The organism is Streptococcus sp. 27098_8_186 (assembly GCF_041432055.1).
GTDB classification, from domain to species: Bacteria; Bacillota; Bacilli; order Lactobacillales; family Streptococcaceae; genus Streptococcus; species Streptococcus dentalis.
Map to the genome: position 1 here is coordinate 62,624 of NZ_JAPVYV010000007.1, position 21,335 is coordinate 83,958.

13 protein-coding genes and 1 pseudogene are annotated in these 21,335 nt (G+C 43.0%); all 14 read left to right on the plus strand.

From position 1 onward, the window contains the following. Nucleotides 1-104: 104 nt before the first annotated feature. The 14 genes and pseudogenes from esaA to O3602_RS07485 all read left to right on the plus strand — a co-directional run bounded on the left by esaA (nt 105) and on the right by O3602_RS07485 (nt 21,212). Complete coding sequence (gene esaA, locus O3602_RS07420) at nt 105-3,128, plus strand: type VII secretion protein EsaA (protein ID WP_371611443.1); 3,024 nt, start codon at nt 105-107, stop codon at nt 3,126-3,128. Next, entirely contained in the window at nt 3,125-3,580 is a 456-nt protein-coding gene (essA, locus tag O3602_RS07425; protein ID WP_270299747.1) for a type VII secretion protein EssA, read from the plus strand. Before esaA ends, essA begins: the two co-directional genes overlap by 4 nt. After that, entirely contained in the window at nt 3,581-3,823 is a 243-nt protein-coding gene (locus O3602_RS07430; RefSeq protein WP_003013697.1) for an EsaB/YukD family protein, read from the plus strand. A 1-nt stretch (nt 3,824) separates the two neighbouring features. Next, nucleotides 3,825-5,114 carry a type VII secretion protein EssB gene (gene essB / locus O3602_RS07435; RefSeq protein WP_003013585.1) on the plus strand — a complete coding sequence of 430 codons (1,290 nt, stop codon included), beginning with the start codon at nt 3,825-3,827 and terminating at the stop codon, nt 5,112-5,114. Between the two features lie 3 nt (nt 5,115-5,117). Continuing rightward, nucleotides 5,118-9,542: a type VII secretion protein EssC gene (gene essC, locus O3602_RS07440; RefSeq protein WP_371611444.1), complete on the plus strand. Its 4,425-nt coding sequence runs from the start codon at nt 5,118-5,120 to the stop codon at nt 9,540-9,542. Next, nucleotides 9,539-9,904: a hypothetical protein gene (locus O3602_RS07445; protein WP_151379133.1), complete on the plus strand. Its 366-nt coding sequence runs from the start codon at nt 9,539-9,541 to the stop codon at nt 9,902-9,904. The genes essC and O3602_RS07445 overlap by 4 nt, the downstream gene beginning before the upstream one ends. 10 nt (nt 9,905-9,914) lie before the next feature. Further along, nucleotides 9,915-12,113 (plus strand): hypothetical protein, encoded by a 2,199-nt coding sequence (locus O3602_RS07450; protein WP_003013611.1) that lies wholly within the window; start codon nt 9,915-9,917, stop codon nt 12,111-12,113. Between the two features lie 228 nt (nt 12,114-12,341). Then, the gene (locus O3602_RS07455) at nt 12,342-13,079 is read left to right on the plus strand and encodes a hypothetical protein (RefSeq protein WP_371611445.1); all 738 of its coding nucleotides are present in this window, start codon (nt 12,342-12,344) and stop codon (nt 13,077-13,079) included. Between the two features lie 33 nt (nt 13,080-13,112). Then, complete coding sequence (locus O3602_RS07460; protein ID WP_003013555.1) at nt 13,113-13,472, plus strand: hypothetical protein; 360 nt, start codon at nt 13,113-13,115, stop codon at nt 13,470-13,472. A gap of 234 nt (nt 13,473-13,706) precedes the next feature. Next, a pseudogene (locus O3602_RS07465) lies at nt 13,707-14,180 on the plus strand (FtsK/SpoIIIE domain-containing protein); the annotation flags it as partial. 265 nt (nt 14,181-14,445) lie between these two features. Next, on the plus strand, nt 14,446-15,243 hold the full coding sequence (locus O3602_RS07470) for a hypothetical protein (RefSeq protein WP_371611446.1): 798 nt from the start codon (nt 14,446-14,448) through the stop codon (nt 15,241-15,243). 465 nt (nt 15,244-15,708) lie between these two features. After that, nucleotides 15,709-16,263 carry a hypothetical protein gene (locus tag O3602_RS07475; protein WP_371611447.1) on the plus strand — a complete coding sequence of 185 codons (555 nt, stop codon included), beginning with the start codon at nt 15,709-15,711 and terminating at the stop codon, nt 16,261-16,263. A 50-nt stretch (nt 16,264-16,313) separates the two neighbouring features. Beyond that, the gene (locus O3602_RS07480) at nt 16,314-16,676 is read left to right on the plus strand and encodes a hypothetical protein (protein ID WP_371611448.1); all 363 of its coding nucleotides are present in this window, start codon (nt 16,314-16,316) and stop codon (nt 16,674-16,676) included. A gap of 141 nt (nt 16,677-16,817) precedes the next feature. Then, complete coding sequence (locus O3602_RS07485) at nt 16,818-21,212, plus strand: PolC-type DNA polymerase III (RefSeq protein WP_371611449.1); 4,395 nt, start codon at nt 16,818-16,820, stop codon at nt 21,210-21,212. Nucleotides 21,213-21,335: the final 123 nt, after the last annotated feature.

Here is a 21,335-nt window from a genome sequence, read left to right on the forward strand (position 1 = left end):
TGTAGGTAGATCACCCTTTTGTCTTTTGATATATAGAAAATAGGGGTTAGATTCTTAATTCCTAACCCCTATTTTGTATCTATGAATTAGAAAAAGGAAAAGGTATGGAAGTTAAAAATAAAAAATGGTTAAAACACATTGGTCAGAGTGCAGTTGTGCTCCTTTTGATGGGGTCCGTAGTGGGTCTTTATACCATGGTTCAAAAGGACCAAAAGCAAAACGAAGCCAAGACCGTGCAAACGACAGAAAACACCAAGCTCAACATTGCGGTTGTCAATGAGGATAAAGCGGTTAAGCTGAATGATAAAGAATACAACCTTGGGGCTAGCTATGTTAAGAATATCGAACGGGATAATTCGCAAAACTGGTCTGTACTTCCTCGTGGAGCCGCTGAGTCAGGACTTGCAGATGGCAAGTATCAGTTGATGATCGTCATTCCAAGTGACTTCTCAGAGAAGATCTTGGAAGTGAACGCGGTTAATGCAGAGAAGACCACGGTGACGTATAAAGTCAATGCGGCTGGGAATTCTCAGGTTGAAAATGAGGCCAATAAAGTCGCTAAAGATATCGTTTCAGACTTGAAAAGCCAATTGGTTGATATGTATATGGTCAGCATTCTAAGCAATCTTTATACAGCTCAGAAGAACGTGGAAACAAGTAACAAAATTCAATCCACTAACATTGGTTCTTATCGAACTAACTTGCTGGATTCAGCCTTGGATTCGAAAAATATTTTCCCGAGTCTCTATAGCTTGTCTACGTCATCTGTCGAGTCTAACAACGCCTTGAAGACAGTCCTTGAGTCTTATACACAAGCCTTTGACCAATTGACCCAATCTCAGGATCAGTACGGTCAAAACTTTGACTTACTGATAAAACAACGTTCTGAGGATAAGATCAGCCAAGAAGAATTCATGAACCAGCTGATGTCCATGAACCAGTCTGTTGTCAGTGAAAAGACCCAAGAGTTGTATAAGAATCTACAACTAAATCAAGAAGCGATTACCAAACAATTGAGTCAGCCAACTGAAACAGCAGGGGATTCTTCAGGTACCAAGACCTATGCTAGCTTGACAAAAGAGGTGAATGATCGTGTGGCAGACCTCGAAAAAGGGATCAAGGCAGAACGCGACAAATTAGATGAGCACGAAAATAACATCGAGTCTTCTGTAAAAGCGAAGATCCTTGACTACTATGGTCTAAAAGAAGGAGAAAAAGTTACTCTTCGTACCTTGCTTGGAAAGCCAAAAATCGAAACTATCAGCAAGGCTCGCGATAAAGCGGATGATGACATTCGTCAAGCAATTGAAAAACTTCCGTCTTTAGATCCTGCTAGTCTTAATCTGAATAAGTATGGGAATCTCAACGCAGCGATTGATTTTGATAGCGCTTTTGCTGGAACGAAGGCGCAAGCAAAAGGGAATGCCGATGACTTGAAACGATTGGCTGCAGAAGTGGATGCCAAATCAACGGCAGTTGCGGATGTCCTTAATGCTAAATCTGGAAAACAGAAAGTTAGTATTCATGTCCCTGCAGGAGTCAAGGTGGATACCTGGACCTATGATGGACAGACTTATGCAGGTGGTGGTGAGCAGGAAGTCGAACTGAAAGATGGCAAACAAATTCAAATTCACCTTGTTGAAGATGGAGGAGCTATGCCAAGCGCGATTGATGTTGAAGTCCTTGTGAATGGGGTTTCTTCAACCAGTGTGACCATATCTGCAGAAGATTTGAAAACAGCTGTCGCTAACTATGCATCGAAAGCTAGTGAAATCGCCTTGGATTATCAACGCGCAGGAGCATTGATCGATGCCTACTATCCAGAAGATGACAACCATGTTCGTCATTCACTCTATGATCCGATCGAAGATATGGATTTGACAAACGCTTTGGTCGACATCGTGAAGGCTGCTGTTTCAAGTAACATAAAGGACTACCGTAAGAGTATTGAAACGGATGAATCTGGGGATGCAACGAAGAGTGTGAAAGCTCAGTTAGATGGTACACTCCAACAGTTGCAAGACTTGGGACCACAATTGCAAGCCAATCTTCAAGCAATTGAAAATACTAACAAAGATCTAACCCAAAATATCAACGATCAATTGGCGCAGTATGCAGATCTTCAAAAACGTTTAGAAGAGATCTCAAAAACACAAGAAACTGTGACACAGGCTCAAACCAAGACCGATGCAGATTTGTCAGCCCTTGGTTCTGAATACAACTCATTATTGAGCTCGACAGAAGGTGTTAAGAGCTCATCTCGTAGTAATGTAGAAGCTGCTAACTCTACCAATGAAATCTTTAGCCAATTGAACAAAGAATTGGGAAAAGCCCAAGGCAATACAGAGAAATTGTCTAGCAATGCGGAAAGTTTGATGGGTGAATTCGACAAGGAATTGTCTGAAAATGGGAACTTTGTCGAAGCCTTCCGTAAGGTCTTCAACAATGCCTATGAAAACGGGGTACCGAATGAAGTCTTGCTTGACTTCTTGTCAAATCCAGTTGCAGAGAAATCGTCTTCTGTGAAAGCGACCATCAACGTCTACCGTCCATTTATCTGGATCTTTATGTTGGAAGTCTTGAGCCTCTTCACAGCTTATCTCTTTGCGACTCAACCAATCATTCGCAAGGTTAAGGATCGTTTCAAACTCGATCGTTTGCAAGAATCAGATCTCTTGTCTGTCGGTGTTCTTGTGGGACTTTCTCTCATCCTTGGACTGGTGATCGGAATGATTTCAAGTATTCAACTCTCTGTTGGTCGTGAATATGTACCTTCATGGGTATTCTTAGCGGTTCTAGCAAGCTTTGTCTTGGTACAACTACAATACCTTCTTTTGAAACACTTCCGTGTGATTGGAATGGGACTGGCCTTCTTCATGTTGATCAGCTATGTCTACCTATCTAGCGCGATCGGAACAACCGCAACCTTGTCAGGTCTTCCAGCACTGGTGAAAAATGTCAACCTTCTTTCTATTTTGGAAGGACAGTTTGCGGGTTACTTTGATGGACAAACAGCCGGTATCGGCGTCTTCTTCGGATTGTTGATCTTCTTCGGCCTTTTGGCGGTTGCTAATATCTTCGTCCCAAAGAAGTTTACTCAAACAAAGGAAATTGAATCAAGCATATGAAAAAAATGATGTATCTTCTCTTTGTCTTTAGTCTCTTGCCAGTAGCTGTTGTTTCTGCAGATGATTTTATTGATAATCGTCTGCAGGTCAATAACTCACGTCTTGAGACAGAACAGGAAAAGACACTTGGTGGCCAATTGGATGCCACTGAGTCCCTTTTCAATGAGAAGGATCAGAAAAAATTAGTAGATGAAAAACGCAAGCAAGAGAAACAATTGACCGATTCAGACGGCCAGTTGTTTTCTGCTATAAAGGGGAAGAAAAAAACAGGGCCTGAAGCGGACCTGTTCCAGCCTGAAAATCAAAAATTATCTAAATTCGAGTCCAATGTGGAGGACAATTCAGCTAGCTTGTCGGATTTTATTCCAGCCTTGCAAATGCTGGCTTGGAGTGCCCTTCTCTTTGGGATTGCCGGCTATATTTCCTATCGAATTTATAGAAAAGAGGCCTAAATGGACCAACATATTAATGTCACCTTCCGTATGAATGGTGCAAGCCATGACCTCCGAATCCCAACGCGGATGGAGGTGCGACGCTTGATTCGGGAATTGGATCAGATCTTTGGGTCTGCCATGGAGCCTAGAAGCAAGTATCAGTTGCGCGTGGTAAATAAGGGCATCTTACTAGATGAAGGCAAGGTAGTACAAGAGTATCCGATCACAAGTGGTGATCTGATCGAGATTGAGGAGTGGTAAGGTGAAAGAAGAACAATTTATACTGGAAGAACAAGTCTTCCGCTTTGAAAAAGAAGAAACGAGCTGGCGATTGGACCTTAAGCGTTCAGAAGTGGATAGCCAGGATTTACGCAATTTATGGATTTTGGATCTCCATCATCCCTTGTTTTTAGAGCAGAGCATGACAGCTGATCAAGACCAGATTCATCTAACCTATCAGACAGATGCTCTGGGCTTGAATGCTGAAGAAATCCAGGCATTACCGGTTTCAGACCGTCTGCGTCTAGCTATTAATGTCTTGGATTTGGCGCCAGCCTTGGAACTTCCGGTGACCTTTATGTTACATCCCATCAATTTGTTTGTGACCAAGGATGCGCAAGTCAAGATCGCTTATCGCGGGGTTCCAGGTATGATGGTGCCACGCAAGTGGGATCAGGTTGAATTCTTGCGCCAGGCTAAGTGCTATGCGGTCACTCTTTTTGGGGACTGGGATTTCATGGAGCTCTATCAAGGGACACTTGAATTAGAAGATCTACCTGATTTCTTGGTAGAAATCCGTGATGCTGCTAGCTTAGAAGAGATGAAAGCTCTCTTAGAGAAAGCCTACCAGGAACGCAAGGAAGAGGAAGAAAAGACCTTAACCTTGGTTTCAAGCCGACAACACCGAATCTTTAAGTTGGCAACAGTATGGCTTTCGGCTGTAGTGGCCCTCTTACTCTTGCCTTTGATTTATTTGGTCTTTTTCCAAGCACCCTTTAAAGAAAAGTTGCTTCAAGCGGATACAGCCTATCTCAAGGTAGACTACACCGGTGTGATCGATGAATTGGAGGGAGTGGCTCCAAGTAGTCTTCCAATGACACAGAAATATGAGTTGGCGACGTCTTATTTGCAAGGCTTGAATTTCTCAGAGGACCAAAAGAAGGTCATCCTTAACAACGTCACGCTCAAGTCAGATAGCCTCTATCTCCACTACTGGATCTATATTGGCCGTCATGACTTTACCCAAGCGCTGGATACAGCCAAGCGGATCGACGATTCAGACTTGATCATCTATGCCCTTCGTAAAGAAATCAAGGCGACACGTGATAACGAAAAACTCTCTGGTGAACAGCGCGAGAAGAAACTTTCTGAGCTCGAGGGCGAATACAAAAAATACTGGGATGCCCGCTCTAAACTCTTGGAAGCAGAGACAGATGAAACCAAAGAATCCACTAGCAACTCAACAAGGGCTTCGTCTACAAAAGGCTCCTCAACAGAAAGCTCGTCTTCTACAGCTGCAAGCTCAACAGAGTCTAGCGAACACAAGGAGTAGTCGATGAAAAAACGTATCATACTCTATAAAAAAGGTTTTCGCTATGAGCTAGCGCTAGAAGAGGGAAAAACAGCTGCCGTCTCTAACCAAGAAACAGCTCAGTTGACCCTGGCTTCGCAAGAAAATCCCCTTCATTTCCAATGGAGTCAAGGAGAAATCTTCTACCAGTATGGTGAAGACAAGGGTGTGCTTGAAAATAGCAAGATCCTTGGGGATGTAGTCTGCTACTTAGCGACAGGAGAAGTCCATACCTATGAACTACTCGACAAGGAAGAAATCCTCGTAGCAGATGAAAAGGGTGCGGATGTGCGCTTGCACTATCCAGTACGCTTTCTCCTTGTGAAAAAAGAGCAGACTTGGACTTGTCAGCTCTTATCCGGAAAACTCTACCATAACCACAAACTCGTCAGTGAAGCGACTTTTCCACTAGCCATTGGAGATGAGCTGGCCATTGGAGATGTGACCTTTAAGCTCTATCCGGAAGAATTTGGCGTGGAAGGGACTGTCGAAGTGAGTCCTTATCTGGTGCCACGCTTGCATTCGCGTTACGACTTCTACAAGGACTATCCAGAGTACCACCGGTCTCCGCGGATCATCTACCGGAGTTCGGAAGACAAGATCTTGATCAATCCTCCGGGAGCGGAGCCTAAAAAGCCATCGGATGAACTCTTGAAATTGATCATCCCACCCCTCATCATGGTTGGGGTGACCCTCTTGATCACCATTTTCCAACCGCGGGGGCTCTATATCATCGCGACAGTATCCATGTCTGTGGTCAGTGTGATCTTTTCGGTCCAAGGATTCTTCAAGAATCGTAAAAAATACAAAGAAGACAAGAAAGAGCGCGTGGAACTCTACCATCTCTATCTCAAGGACAAGGCCAAGGACTTGGAACAGCTATCTCGTAAGCAGCGAGAAGGAATGTTTTACCATTTTCCAGCGATCGAGGACTTGACCAAGATGGTCAAACGCTATGACTCGCGGATTTATGAAAAAACACCGCTTCATTTTGACTTTTTGGCCTATCGTTTGGGCTTGGGGAAGGTTCCAACCAGCTATGAGCTCAAATATGGTCAGGAAGAGCGCAGTGGGAAGAAAGATGCTTTGGAAGAAGAAGGCTATGCCCTGTTCCAAGCTCACCAAAAGATCGACAATCTTCCGATTGTAGCCAGCCTTAATCGGGGTCCTGTAGGGTATGTCGGTCCTCGTCCTATCGTGCTAGAGCAGTTGCAACTCCTCGTTGCCCAATTGGCTGTCTTTCACTCTTACCATGATCTGACCATTATTCCGATCATTCCAGAAGAAGAAAAAGAAAACTGGGATTGGATGCGCTGGTTGCCTCATGCGACTCTGCAAGATATGAATGTCCGTAGCTTCGTCTACAATCAGCGGACACGCGATCAGGTCTTGAACAGTCTCAACCAAATCCTCAAGCTCCGCAAGGCGCAAAAAGAGGAAGAAAAAGCCAATGATACCAAGATCTTCCACCCTCACTATGTGGTCCTCATCACCGATGAAACCTTGATTTTGGACCATGTCATCATGGAGTTCTTCCGTGAGGATCCGACAGAGCTCGGCTGCTCTATCATCTATGTGGCAGACGTGCTCTCATCACTTTCTGAAAATATCCAAACCGTTATCTCTATCAAGGACCGCAACCAAGGGCAATTGCTCTTGCAAGAAGGGGTTCTTCGGGAGCTCGACTTCCAATTGGATCACTTCCCTGAAGGTTATGACAAGGAAGCCATCTCACGTGGCCTTGCCCCTCTTAAGCATATCCAACAGCTCAAGAGCTCAATTCCAGATTCGGTGACTTTCCTTGAAATGTATCAGGCGGAAACTTTCAATGACCTCAAGGTCTTGAGTCGTTGGGAGAGCCATGCCCCTTATCAAAGTTTGGCCGTGCCGATCGGTCTGCGTGGGAAGGACGATTTGGTCTATCTCAATCTCCATGAAAAAGCTCATGGCCCACACGGTTTGATCGCAGGGACAACCGGTTCTGGTAAGTCTGAAACCATTCAGTCTTATATCCTGAGCCTTGCTGTCAACTTCCATCCACACGATGTGGCTTTCCTCCTCATCGACTACAAGGGTGGGGGAATGGCCAACCTCTTCAAGGATCTGCCTCACTTGCTTGGGACCATCACAAACTTGGATGGTGCCCAGTCTATGCGGGCCCTAGCCTCTATCAATGCGGAAATCCATCGTCGGGAGCGTCTCTTTGGCCAATATGGGGTTAACCATATCAACCAATACCAAAAGAAATTTAAACTCGGTGAAGCGACAGAACCGCTACCTCACCTCTTCTTGATCAGTGATGAGTTCGCCGAGCTCAAGGTCAACCAACCAGACTTCATCAAGGAATTGGTCTCTATCGCGCGTGTCGGGCGTTCCCTCGGGGTACACTTGATCCTTGCGACGCAAAAACCTTCTGGGGTCGTGGACGACCAGATCTGGTCCAACTCCCGCTTCAAGCTAGCCCTCAAGGTGGCAGACCGTGGAGACTCCATGGAGATGCTGCGGACGGCAGATGCGGCTGAGATCACCCAGACCGGTCGTGCCTACCTCCAAGTCGGAAACAACGAAGTCTATGAACTCTTCCAAACCGCCTGGTCTGGGGCAGACTACCAGCCTGAAAAGGACCAACTAGGGATCGAAGACCATACCATCTACTTGATCAATGAACTGGGCCAATACGAAGTCCTCAACCAAGACCTCTCTGGTCTGGATATGGCAGAAGAAATCAAGGAAGTGCCAACAGAACTGGATGTCATCGTGCAAGAAATCAACCATTTGCACCAACAAGAAGGCATCGCAGCCGTGGCCCAACCATGGTTGCCACCGCTCAAAGAGCGGATCACGCTGGATGAGTTGGACAAGGTCGTGCCGATCGAGGCTTGGCAAAAACGGACAGCTCCAAGCGTCCTGATCGGGGTAGCTGATATCCCGCAAGCGCAAAAGCAAGAAGCTGTTGCTATTGATCTGTCAAAAGATGGGAACATCCTCCTTTACGGAAGTCCAGGTACAGGAAAGACGACTTTCCTTCAGACAGTCGCAATGGATCTGGCTCGCAAGCAGAGCCCAGAAAATCTGACCATGTACCTGCTTGATTTCGGAACCAATGGTTTAGCACCCTTGACTCAATTGCCACATGTGGCCGATAGCCTCTTGCTCGATCAGACGGAGAAAATCCAGAAATTCATCCGGATCATCAACCGCGAGTTGGATCGCAGGAAGAAACTCCTCTCTGAGCATGGAGTCGGCACCATCGCCCTTTACCGTGAAGTGACCGGCAAGCAAGAGCCAACCATGGTCATCCTCATGGATAGCTATGAGTCTATGAAGGACGAGCCTTATGAGACAGACCTCTTCAAGCTCTTCATGCGGATCTCTCGTGAAGGTCTCAGCATTGGTGTACACTTGATCATCACAGCTAGCCGTCAGAACAACCTACGGGCCCAGCTCTATTCCAACTTCAAGCACCAGCTGACCTTGCCACAAAATGATATCTCTGAAATTCGCGGTATCGTAGGAGCAACCCCACTTGCGGCCACGATGGAAGACATCAAGGGACGCGCCCTCATGAAGCGTGACGAAGTCGATGTCGTCCAGTTCGCCCTACCAGTCGCAGGGGACAATGATATCCAAATCATCAACAACCTCCGCGACCAAGTCCAAAGCCTCAAAGAGATGTGGACAGGCCGCACCCCAGCAGGCATCCCAATGGTGCCAGATGAGTTGACAGAAGCAGCCTTCTATGGCCGTGAGGATGTAGCGGCCTTGCTGGATGAAGGAAAAGTGCCACTCGGATTGGATCTGGAAACAGTTGAGCCTGTGACATGGGATCCTGATTTATCAAACTTACTTTATTTAACAAGTAAAGAAAGTCAAATGACAAATCTACTAAAACAATTAATCCAGTATGGTCAAAAACATCAAGAGAAATTAGTTGTATTTGCACCTGAACATAATTTCTTACCTAAAATAGAGAATATAGAAATATTAAGTTCAAAAGAAGATGTAATGGATATGATTGGCGGGTTAGCATTAAAGGTTTCTGAGCGACTAGATAAACGATTGACAGAACACGTAGTGAAAATCATTATCCTTGATTTTGCACATTTTGTAGATGGTTTAGATTCAGTAACACAGCAAAAATTAATCAGTGTATTAGAAAAAGGCTATCGCGTAGGTTACAGTTCTGTAATTATGAGTGATTCAGGTATTTCGAGTCGTTATGAGCCTGTTACAAAAGAAGTGAAGAAAATATCGCAGGTTCTTTTAGGTCTTCGATATACAGATCAGACAATTGTTACAGCAGTCAATAAGCCAATTAGAGAAGGGCAACTAGGCTATCAAGAGCATTATTATATTAGACAAAATACCTTGAATAAAATTAAGGTTTTGGTAGATAAGGAGTCAACATGAGTAAATCTGAAGTTATAGCACAAATTAACGAAATTAGTGCAATTGTAAGTGCCTCAAGAGAGAAATTAAAAAAACTACTAGCCGCTAAGAGCAAAGTTGATACGATAGAAATTGCGTTGAAGTATATCCCTGAAAATGCAGAAAGCATAAAAGACTCCTATAATTTATATGGCGCCCCATATGATGTGATGGCTACTGATGAAAAACAGGTTGTTACTACAGCAAATACAGATTTTAAAAAAGTGAGGGAAACTGTTTCAAAAGAGTTAGAGCAAGCAATTAAACAAGAAAGTACTATTATAAGTAGTAATAGCTATTTGTTGCAATCATTGCAAAAGCGCCTCAGTGTTTTAAGAGATTAAGGAGGAGAGTATGGCTGAAGTTAAAATTAATAATATTTCAGAATTAGAGTCGTATGGAAATAATATAAAAGACTTCTCTGATAAGTATGAAGTAGAAACCAATGCTCTGTATCGTAATTTTACGGATAAAGCTGGTAGTGATAGTAAAGGAGAGGCAATAAATGCTTACTTTGAAAAATTAAATAATATACAAAGTCAAGTATTCTCTGAATTACCATCTGCCATAAAAAAATATGGGGAAGTTGTAACAACTTATGTTAGTGAAATTAGAGATACAGAGTTTGTTGATCAGTGTTATAGTAGCGATACGGGGGCGAATGATTTATCGAGCCTACTTAAAGGGTCACAAACAAATGATATTTTCAATCTATCGAAAGATTTAGATGGGGTTTTTCAACAGGCGGCGGATGCTATGGGAAATTCTCCATATAATACAGAAGGGGTTCTTAATACAGCTACGACAGATTTAGAAAATGCAGCTACTAAACGAATTGAAAAAGATCAGGCGGTACAAGATGCCTATAACAAATTTACAAAAAATCTTGATGACGAGACTGCTGCAATAAAAAGCTTCCAGGATATCTTAAATAATGCAATATACTTTTCTGATATTCCTAGTTCAGCAATCTTTCAAGCTATTGCAAATGGATATCTTACTGCTGAACAAATGTATTATTTGGATGTTCCAAAGACTAAGGAGGATGCTCAGGCCCTGAAAGCTATTATTAGTGATAAGCCTGGTGACGTATTGAAGGTAGATCCGAATAAAATTTCTGAAGAAATGTATGCGGTTATTGCTAATGAACAGAATGACTGGACGCTAACTGAGAATAATGAAATGTGGCAACACTTTGTAAATGCTTTAGGTGATTATTCAGTTGAACGAAATGACATTTTCACAAATGGTATATTAAAGGCAGAGGATGCACTTGCACAAATTAAAATGCTTCAAATGTTTAATCTGCTTGAAACTAAACCTGATGATTTACCAGAGAATGCTAGTCTGGAACAAAAAGAAGAATATGATGAACTAATGAAACAGTACCAACTGTTTTATGATATGCATCAATCCGAGCTGAATGCAATCAATAGTAATTTAGGTTTAATGTACTCTTTACAACTTTTAGAAATAGGAGATATATTGAAGCCTGGTAAAATGAGACCAGATATTCAGGCAATGGAAGATAACTACTATAAAACCTTAGCTGAAGTTGAAATAAAAAATGGTCAGTTCGAAATAAAAATTGACAGAGGAGAATATATAACTACTTTTCGTGGTACATCTGTTCAGGATTTGGATAAGGCTAGAAACTTTAAAGTTCCAGACAGTCTCTATAAATGGGAAAGTAAGAAATATACATCCACAACGGAATATTCAGATTTTGGAATGCAAGCTTCAGAGTACAGCAACCGGATGAAAAAACTTCAGGATGAAAGATCCCAAGCGAGTGTAGATTTTGCTCAGAATATGTTCAAGTCAATTGCTAAATCAGGAATTTCTTTACTTCCGAATGGTTCGGCTGCGTTATCGCTCATCAGTACTTTGGAATCGGCTAGCGATGAATGGGATTTTGATAAAATTCAGTCGACCACTACAACAACTATTAATGACTTTAAGAGTTTTTATAAGAAAAATACTGGTCAAGATATCCCACCTTCAAAACTGGAGACGTATTGGGGGCATTGGAGTAAATTTAGTTCAGGACTATCTGGTGTTGCTGAGCAGTATGAAAAATATGCTTCAGATATAGCTAAGATTGACAAAGAAACTTCCGAAGCTAGGAACGAGTTGATGGAAAAGATTTTGGATTATGGGGGTTGGGATCTATCAGAAAATGGGAATTATACAATCGCAACAGGAAGAGGAAGTCATTACTATGATTTTAATGCAGCTCTGAGAGCGAAGGAATTAAATGAGTCAGGTCTAAAGGGTTACATTAATAAGGCGACAAACCTTACTGAGAATGATTTAGATGCTGCGATCAATAAGACATTTACAGAAGAAAAAGACAAACAAACCTATTCGGCTGTCATTTCCTATGTGAGAGGTGAAAAATCAGATTTAAAATTAGAAGATATGACAGCAGACCAATTGGAAAAATTCACTACTATTGTTAAGAATCTCGGAAGAGATGGTATGTCTGGCTTAGGAGACTATTTTGATACAGAATACCAAATTGAAGAGGTGAAGCCGTATAGTGCTACATAGCAAAAACAATAATAGTATATTTGCCTCTTCTCGATTATTATTAGGAACTATCTTTATTTTTCTTCTTTTTGGCTGTTCAAACCATTTAGAGGATGACAAAAAAAATCTAGCAGTTCAGATAGAAATGAATATTTCAGTGTTTATAACCTCAATGCGGATATTCACAAATTTGAATTTATTCATGATAAAAACGGTATTATTGTTGAGTGGGATTTTGAAAATAACAAGGTGGCGAAAGATATTAATTCCTCTGATTGGATTAGAGTAAATCCAAATTTTCTTGTTAGAGAGCGCGAAAAATTAATACGAGCGACTGCTAGTAAAGAAATGAAGTCAGATGAATATGCATATCTGGACATCTTTGATTTAACCAATAAAAAAGCCTCTAAAAAAGAAATAGATGTTTGGAAATTAATGGTAAATTATTTGAAAAATGATCATATAGAGTTACATGGTACGCTGCCAACGCTTAGAAGAATAGGTGACAATGATTATGTTGTTCTCTCGATAACCGAACAGAAAAAATATCGATACTTTTTACTAAATCTTAGAACTCTAAAAATAGATGCTGAGAAAACAGAGCAAGAGCTTAACGTGGCAAATCAGATTGATATCAGGTTGTTCACAGATGAAAAAAACAGATCGGGTGTTGAGCCTTTTGATAACGGATTTTGGAAATCACAAGATTATAACGGAGACATCAATTTAAAACATTCCGATCGATCAGCATTTAACCTTTTTTCTAAAAAGAATAGCTTCGCTTATAAAGTAATTAATGATGAAGATGGGACTATTAAAAATGGTAGGGAACTAATTGATCTTGAGACAGAATTTCTAAAAACAGGAGTATCTGTCTATGAAGGTTTATACTTAGATGCTAAATGGAGTATTGAAGGGAAAACTACAAAAATCACGAGCTACGAGGATATACAGAAATATTATAATGGGAGAATGGGGACAAATTAATGTATATAGAACTTAAGAGGAGGAAGTAATTTTATGGTATTGGACTCGACAGTTGAAATAGATGTTGCTCATATTCATGGTATTCAAGTTGCTGCAAAAGAACTAGGAGATCAGATCACTGATGGAGCTTCGTCTGTTTCTGATGACTCAGGGAATTTGATTTCATCTGGAACAAATGAAATCAAATCAATAGTGGGGAATGTTGCAACTGTGGTGAGTAAATTAAATAACTATTTAGACCATGTAGCGACATCGTTTTATAAAGCAGATACTTCTATAGCCAACTCCATTTCCAAAGGTGGTGTAGTAGAATCGTATGGAAAACCGAAAAATGATACTACAGATACATCGCCTACTGATGGTGAAAAAGCTGCAGCAGATGGTTTGCCTTGATTAATTTAGGCTCTTTACCAACTGTGTTGGTTGATGAAAAGTTACAATTTGGAGAGAACTTGGGGAGAACCAACCGGTTCTCTCTTTTTCAACTTATCAACTATCTCCACATAGTGATTAACTTGCTCTTAAAACTAAATTTCTGTATGATAGTAGTATTTAATGGAGTTTTTATCACTTCCAGATGACTATGATAAGGAGAGTACCTCGCGTGGCCTTGCCCCACTAAATTATATTCCGCAAGCGCAAAAACAAGAAGCAATCGCTATCGATCTGACAAAAGATGGGAATATCCTCCTTTACGGAAGTCCAGGTACAGGAAAGACCACTTTCCTACAGACAGTCGCAATGGATCTGGCCCGCAAGCAGAGTCCAGAAAATCTGACCATGTACCTGCTGGATTTCGGAACCAATGGTCTAGCACCCTTGACTCAATTGCCACATGTGGCTGATAGTCTCCTGCTCGATCAGACGGAAAAAATCCAGAAATTCATCCGGATCATCAACCGCGAGTTAGATCGCAGGAAGAAGCTCCTGTCTGAGCATGGTGTCGGCACCATCGCCCTCTACTGTGAAGTGACCGGTAAGCAAGAGCCGACTATGGTCATCCTCATGGATAGCTATGAGTCTATGAAGGACGAACCTTATGAGACAGACCTTTTCAAGCTCTTCATCAGGAATGGTTTTGGAATCTTTTATATAATAACAGAAAAATGGATGATATTTTTTTCGCTGTTATAAGCTCCCCTGAAGCTGCAAAAAAAACTCCAGCAAAAATTGCTGAAAAATTGTATAATAGCGATTGGTTCTTCGATGCATTAGGGAAAGTAATGGCTTCATTCTAAAGTTTTTAGATGCTATGGTTGCTGCAGAAGATGAAACTTTTTGGTCAAAATTGATTAAAAGTCCTTTAGCTAAGAAATTATTTGCAAATGTTCCTAAGTTGGAATGGTTTGGAGAAAGGAGTTAGAAAATGAAGCTATTTAATTATTCATTTGAACAAAGTCAGTCCTTTGTAAATGAAGATATTGTAAACAAATTAAATCAAAAAGGGAATTGGAAACGTTACATAGGCTTATTGATCACCTCAGTTGTTCTTTACTTTTTTTTGGTTGCTATTCCGATGTTTATAAGTGGGCATACAGTGGATCAAGCTCCTAATTATAGATGGCTACAGTGGCCTGCAATCTTTTTGTTCCTAATCATGTATTTGGTATATCTTTTCTTTTCAATCAAGTATAGAAATAGCCCCATGAAATTAAAATTTTGTACTTATTTTTATATGGTGATTTTGCTTTCAATGTTTACAGTGTGTTCTGGAATTATGATGATGACACGTCGTAATATGGCTAGTATAGTAGCGGGTGTCACGTTTGGTCTTGCAATTTTTTACTTGGTTCGAACGGTACCTCGTAAGATGAAAGAAGCTGTTTGTAATCGGACTGAATTTAGTCCGATGTCATCTATACTGACAGATAGAATTTCAGATGGTTTGATTTTTTTAGGTGGAACAGGGATTACAGCTGGTCTAGTTCTATTTGATCGCTCAACTGGAAGTAATACGAGAGGTGGTATTGATGCAGTTTTGATGCCTTTAATGCCTGCAATATTTGTGTTTGCCACTTATGTATTTTCGATTGATTTGTTAAGGGGATATTATCTCTTCAAATACTCAGAGGAGTATCGAGAGCAATTTGGTTATTCGTCCAAGGCTTGGTATGGTGAAAAGTCAAAGGAATATAGACAATCACTGAATAAGGAAACAATTTAATCGTTCATATACATACATAGAGCCAACGATATGAATTGAGATATCAATTTAGCTATAATAGAGAAAAAGTTGAACGTTACTTTTTAGATAATGATAGAATGCCATTCAGGATAGATAAGAAATAATGTTTGATAAAAATAATTTAATATCCTAAGATATACGTTTTGGCAACGATTCTTAATAGCCGACGATTAATGGTTGATTTTGTAATGTACTTGATTATTTTCTTTAAGGTTGTTTGAATAATTCTATTTATCTGATAACTAATTAATAAAAACAATGGCTCTTTGTCAACTGTATTGGGTTGATGAAAAGTTATAACTTAGAGAGAACCGCCTGGTTCTATCTTTTTCATCTTCTCTACTCTCTCCACCCAGCGTCTAATTTGCTATTCATAGTAAATTCCGGTATGATAGTAAGGAATAAATTTTGAAACTACTCGATTATAAAAGGAGGGAAAAATACATGAAAAAAAGCATGGTATTGCTGGGGAGTGTGCTTGTTTTAACAGCCTGTGCTCAGCCTAAAAAAGAAGCCAAGGAATCAACAGAAAACAAAGCGGAGCAAAGTACAAAAGCTTCCTCATCTGCTAAAGAGGAGAAGGGCTTGAAATTTGTAGTCGCACCTCAGAATGAAGGAAAGACATCGGACTTGATTGAACTGGGGAAGAAGTTAGTTACGGAACATCCGGAAATCGGCGCTCAAGGAGAGATTACTGTGTATTTTACAGGTGGTACCTATACTTTTAAACAACAGGAATATGCAGTTTTTATGTTGGTCAACAAAACTACAACGAATCTTGATCGTGATGCCACCTTTAAAATTAGTTGGAGTTATGATGGCCACTCTATTTATCAAGATCAAGTGGTCCAGTATAGTCTATCTAATAACCCTAAGTTACCGACACAATCAGCGACACTTTTACTGCTCCCTTTGACGAGTGAACAGAGCTCGATCGTAGAAACAATGGCTGATGAAACGAAGATGAGTCTAAGTATCACAGATGTTTTAATGAAATAGGTGTAGCCGATATCTAAAGAAACATATTTACAAGTAAATAAGAATTTTAAATGCGTTTTGTTTTTAATGTGGGGATTAAGGTGATCGGTCTTGTGTTATTGATCATTATGCTCCTGAAACAATCGCGCTATATTCCCTACTTGATCGTGGTCATCGGGCCTTTCTTTGCCATGTACCGCCCAACCCTCCAAGCGGCAAAAAGAACAAGAGGAGAAAGTGGAAATCCGGCAGAAGTTGTGGCCTGTCATGGAGGATATCCAAAAGCAAGAACAAAGCTTGAGAGAAACCGTCTAGTTACAGATGAAGGATCTACTTTGGACACCGCGTTCAAGCTCAGTGACGGATACGACGGGACAATGATCAGGATTGCCTGCTGTTGGCCAATCATCGAGAAATCACCGCTAGTCCGGTGATTTTTTTGTCTTCACTTCTCTCTCGAATTAATCCTTAAATTGTGATAAAATAAAGGTTACGAATGTTTTTGACTGGTCTGTTTTTGCTTAGAAGCGGGCCACTCAAAAGCGAGCAAAAGAATCAATATCAAGGGAGAAACAATGTCCAACACCTTTGAAATTTTAATGGATCAGCTGGATATGCCGCTGGAAATGCGATCTTCCAGTGCCTTTTTGCATGCGGAGATTCAAGAAGTCGTGGTGCACAAGGTCAGTCGGGTCTGGGAGTTCCGCTTTGATTTTGCGGAAATCTTGCCCATTACTTTGTTTAAGGAATTGCGCCAGCGCTTGAAGGACGAATTTTCAAAGACAGGAAACCAGGCGACCTTTACCATCCAAGTGGCCAATCAGGATTTTTCTGCTGATTTATTGCGGGCCTACTACCGGGAGGTCTTTGAGGAAGGACCTTGTGCTAGTCAAGGCTTTAAGGGACTTTACCAAGACTTGCAGGTGCGAGCAGAAGGACAGGAATTGATCATCTCTGGTCCTTCTTCGGTTGATACGGAGCATTTTCGTAAGAACCATTTGCCCAATCTTGCCAAACAGTTGGAAGCCTTTGGTTTTCCGCATTTCACCTGTCGGGTGGAGTCTGATGAGGAATTGACAGAGCAAGAAGTGGCGCGCTTTGAGGAGGAAAATGAAAAGATTTTCCAAGCAGCCAATGAAGAGACCTTGCGGGCTATGGAATCCTTGGTTCAGATGGCTCCGCCAACAGCTGTTGAAGAAAATCCAGTCTTTGACTTCAAGGCTAAGAAGGCTGTGGCTAAGCCCAAGCTAGACAAGGCCGAGATCACTCCGATGATCGAGATTACGACAGAAGAGAATCGGATTGTCTTTGAGGGTGTGGTCTTTGACGTGGAGCACAAGGTGACGCGGACTGGTCGGGTCTTGATCAGCTTTAAGATGACCGACTATACCTCGAGTTTTTCCCTTCAGAAATGGGTTAAAAATGAGGAAGAAGCCCAGAAGTTTGACATGATCAAGAAGAACAGCTGGCTACGGGTGCGGGGAAATATCGAAATGAACAATTTCACGCGCGACTTAACCATGAATGTCCAAGACATCCAGGAAGTCGTGCACTACGCCCGCAAGGACCTGATGCCAGAAGGTGAGCGCCGGGTGGAGTTCCACGCGCATACCAATATGTCGACTATGGATGCTCTGCCGGAAGTCGAAGAGCTGATTGCCAAGGCAGCTGAGTGGGGGCATAAGGCGGTGGCCATCACCGACCATGGCAATGTGCAGAGTTTCCCACATGGCTTTAAAGCAGCCAAGAAGGCTGGGATCCAGCTGATCTATGGGATGGAAGCCAATATCGTAGAGGATAAGGTGCCCATCACCTATAACGAGGTAGATCTGGACCTCAATGAAGCGACTTATGTGGTCTTTGACGTGGAAACGACGGGACTTTCAGCCATCTACAATGACTTGATTCAGGTCGCTGCTTCTAAGATGTACAAGGGCAATGTCATTGAGGAGTTTGATGAGTTTATCGATCCGGGCCATCCTCTGTCCTCCTTTACGACCCAATTGACAGGGATCACCAATGAGCATGTCCGGGGGGCTAAGCCTTTGGTACAGGTCTTGAAGGAGTTTCAGGCCTTCTGTGAGGGGACCGTTCTTGTCGCCCACAATGCTACCTTTGACGTGGGCTTCATGAATGCCAACTACGAGCGTCATGGCCTTCCCAAGATCACCCAGCCAGTCATCGATACCCTGGAATTTGCCCGCAACCTCTATCCAGATTTTAAACGGCATGGCTTGGGGCCATTGACCAAGCGCTTTGGGGTAGGCTTGGAGCATCACCACATGGCCAACTACGATGCGGAAGCGACGGGGCGCCTGCTCTTTATCTTCATCAAAGATGTCGCTGAAAAGCATGGGGTGACCAATCTCAAGGACCTGAATATCGATTTGATCGATGAGAATTCCTACAAGAAGGCGCGGGTCAAGCATGCGACCCTCTATGTCAAGAATCAGACCGGCCTTAAGAATATGTTTAAACTAGTCTCACTTTCTGGGACCAAGTATTTCGAAGGAGTCCCACGGATTCCCAAAACCGTGCTGGACGCCCACCGTGAGGGCTTGATCCTCGGATCGGCCTGCTCAGAAGGGGAAGTCTTTGATGCGGTCATGTCGCAAGGTGTGGATGCGGCAGTCGAAGTAGCCAAGTACTACGACTTTATCGAGGTTATGCCACCGGCTATCTATGCACCCCTCATTGCCAAGGAGCAGGTCAAGGACATGGAGGAGCTCCAGACCATTATCAAGAGCTTGATCGAAGTGGGGGATCGTCTCGGCAAGCCTGTTCTCGCGACAGGGAATGTCCACTATCTGGAGCCGGAAGATGAGATTTATCGGGAGATCATTGTCCGTAGTCTCGGTCAAGGGGCTATGATCAACCGGACCATTGGGCACGGAGAAGATGCCCAGCCAGCGCCACTTCCAAAAGCGCATTTCAGAACTACCAATGAAATGCTAGATGAATTTGCCTTTCTGGGAGAAGACTTGGCGCGCAAGATTGTTATTGAAAACACCAATGCGCTTGCAGAGACCTTTGAGCCGGTCGAAGTGGTCAAGGGCGATCTCTATACGCCATTTATCGACAAGGCCGAAGAAACAGTTGCGGAATTGACCTATAAGCGAGCCTTTGAAATCTATGGTAATCCGCTCCCTGATATTGTCGATCTGCGAATTGAAAAGGAATTGACTTCCATCTTGGGGAATGGCTTTGCCGTGATTTATCTGGCTTCACAGATGCTGGTGCACCGTTCCAATGAGCGGGGCTATCTGGTTGGTTCGCGTGGATCCGTTGGATCCAGCTTTGTCGCGACCATGATTGGGATCACGGAGGTCAATCCGCTTTCGCCTCACTATGTTTGCAGCCAGTGCCAGTATAGTGAATTCATCACAGACGGTTCTTATGGATCTGGTTTTGATATGCCGGACAAGGATTGTCCAAACTGTGGCCACAAGCTCAGCAAAAACGGGCAGGATATTCCTTTTGAAACCTTCCTTGGTTTCGATGGGGACAAGGTACCCGATATCGATTTGAACTTCTCTGGGGAAGACCAGCCGAGTGCCCACTTGGATGTTCGGGATATCTTTGGGGAAGAATATGCCTTCCGGGCAGGAACGGTAGGTACGGTCGCAGCTAAGACTGCCTACGGCTTTGTCAAGGGTTATGAGCGGGACTATGGCAAGTACTACCGAGATGCCGAGGTCGAGCGCTTGGCTCTCGGTGCAGCTGGGGTCAAACGGACGACCGGTCAGCACCCAGGGGGAATCGTTGTTATTCCAAACTATATGGATGTTTATGACTTTACTCCAGTCCAGTATCCAGCAGATGATGTGACAGCTGAATGGCAGACCACCCACTTTAACTTCCACGATATCGATGAGAACGTCCTCAAGCTCGATGTCCTTGGTCATGATGATCCGACCATGATTCGGAAACTTCAGGACTTGTCAGGCATTGATCCAAATGATATCCCTATGGATGATCCAGGGGTCATGGCCCTCTTTTCTGGGACAGAAGTGCTAGGGGTAACAGCCGAGCAGATCGGAACGCCGACAGGGATGTTGGGGATTCCAGAGTTTGGGACTAACTTTGTCCGGGGCATGGTCGAAGAGACCCATCCGACGACCTTCGCAGAGTTACTTCAGCTCTCTGGTCTGTCTCACGGTACCGACGTGTGGTTGGGAAATGCCCAAGACTTGATCAAGGCGGGCATTGCCGATCTATCGACCGTTATCGGGTGTCGGGACGACATCATGGTGTACCTCATGCACGCGGGGCTCAAGCCTAAAATGGCCTTTACCATCATGGAGCGCGTGCGGAAAGGCATGTGGCTCAAGATCTCAGAAGAAGAGCGCAATGGCTACATCCAAGCCATGAAGGAAAACAATGTCCCTGAATGGTACATCGAGTCCTGTGGGAAGATCAAGTACATGTTCCCTAAAGCCCATGCGGCGGCCTATGTTATGATGGCCCTTCGTGTGGCCTACTTTAAGGTGCATCATCCACTTTATTACTACTGTGCTTACTTCTCGATTCGGGCCAAGGCCTTTGACATCAAGACCATGGGAGCCGGCCTTGAAGCCGTGAAAGCGCGGATGAAGGAAATCGCTGAGAAACGCAAGAACAATGAAGCTTCCAACGTAGAGATCGATCTCTACACCACCCTTGAGATTGTCAATGAGATGTGGGAGCGGGGCTTCAAGTTTGGCAAGCTAGACCTTTATCGCAGTCAGGCGACAGAATTCTTGATCGATGGGGATACCCTGATTCCACCATTTGTCGCTATGGATGGTCTGGGAGAGAACGTTGCCAAGCAGATCGTGCGGGCGCGTGAAGAAGGAGAATTCCTCTCTAAGACCGAGCTCCGGAAGCGTGGCGGTGTTTCGTCCACCCTGGTTGAAAAGATGGATGAGATGGGCATTCTTGGCAATATGCCAGAGGATAACCAGTTGAGCCTCTTTGATGATTTGTTTTGATGGAGAGAATCCATTCATAAAAGTTGATCCAGTTTCATCTAATGAAAAATGAATACCAATTAGAAGGCTATTGTATAACCAATGGATTTACAACAGCCTTCTTTTTTGTTACAATAAAAGCTA

Excerpts from the sequence above, each read along its gene's own strand:
- O3602_RS07460 (WP_003013555.1), top strand. The coding sequence starts at position 13,113 with ATGGTATTGGACTCGACAGTTGAAATAGATGTTGCTCATATTCATGGT.
- O3602_RS07430 (WP_003013697.1), top strand. The coding sequence starts at position 3,581 with ATGGACCAACATATTAATGTCACCTTCCGTATGAATGGTGCAAGCCAT.
- O3602_RS07450 (WP_003013611.1), top strand. The coding sequence starts at position 9,915 with ATGGCTGAAGTTAAAATTAATAATATTTCAGAATTAGAGTCGTATGGA.
- O3602_RS07475 (WP_371611447.1), top strand. The coding sequence starts at position 15,709 with ATGAAAAAAAGCATGGTATTGCTGGGGAGTGTGCTTGTTTTAACAGCC.
- O3602_RS07470 (WP_371611446.1), top strand. The coding sequence starts at position 14,446 with ATGAAGCTATTTAATTATTCATTTGAACAAAGTCAGTCCTTTGTAAAT.
- O3602_RS07480 (WP_371611448.1), top strand. The coding sequence starts at position 16,314 with ATGCGTTTTGTTTTTAATGTGGGGATTAAGGTGATCGGTCTTGTGTTA.
- O3602_RS07445 (WP_151379133.1), top strand. The coding sequence starts at position 9,539 with ATGAGTAAATCTGAAGTTATAGCACAAATTAACGAAATTAGTGCAATT.
- O3602_RS07485 (WP_371611449.1), top strand. The coding sequence starts at position 16,818 with ATGTCCAACACCTTTGAAATTTTAATGGATCAGCTGGATATGCCGCTG.
- essC (WP_371611444.1), top strand. The coding sequence starts at position 5,118 with ATGAAAAAACGTATCATACTCTATAAAAAAGGTTTTCGCTATGAGCTA.
- esaA (WP_371611443.1), top strand. The coding sequence starts at position 105 with ATGGAAGTTAAAAATAAAAAATGGTTAAAACACATTGGTCAGAGTGCA.
- essA (WP_270299747.1), top strand. The coding sequence starts at position 3,125 with ATGAAAAAAATGATGTATCTTCTCTTTGTCTTTAGTCTCTTGCCAGTA.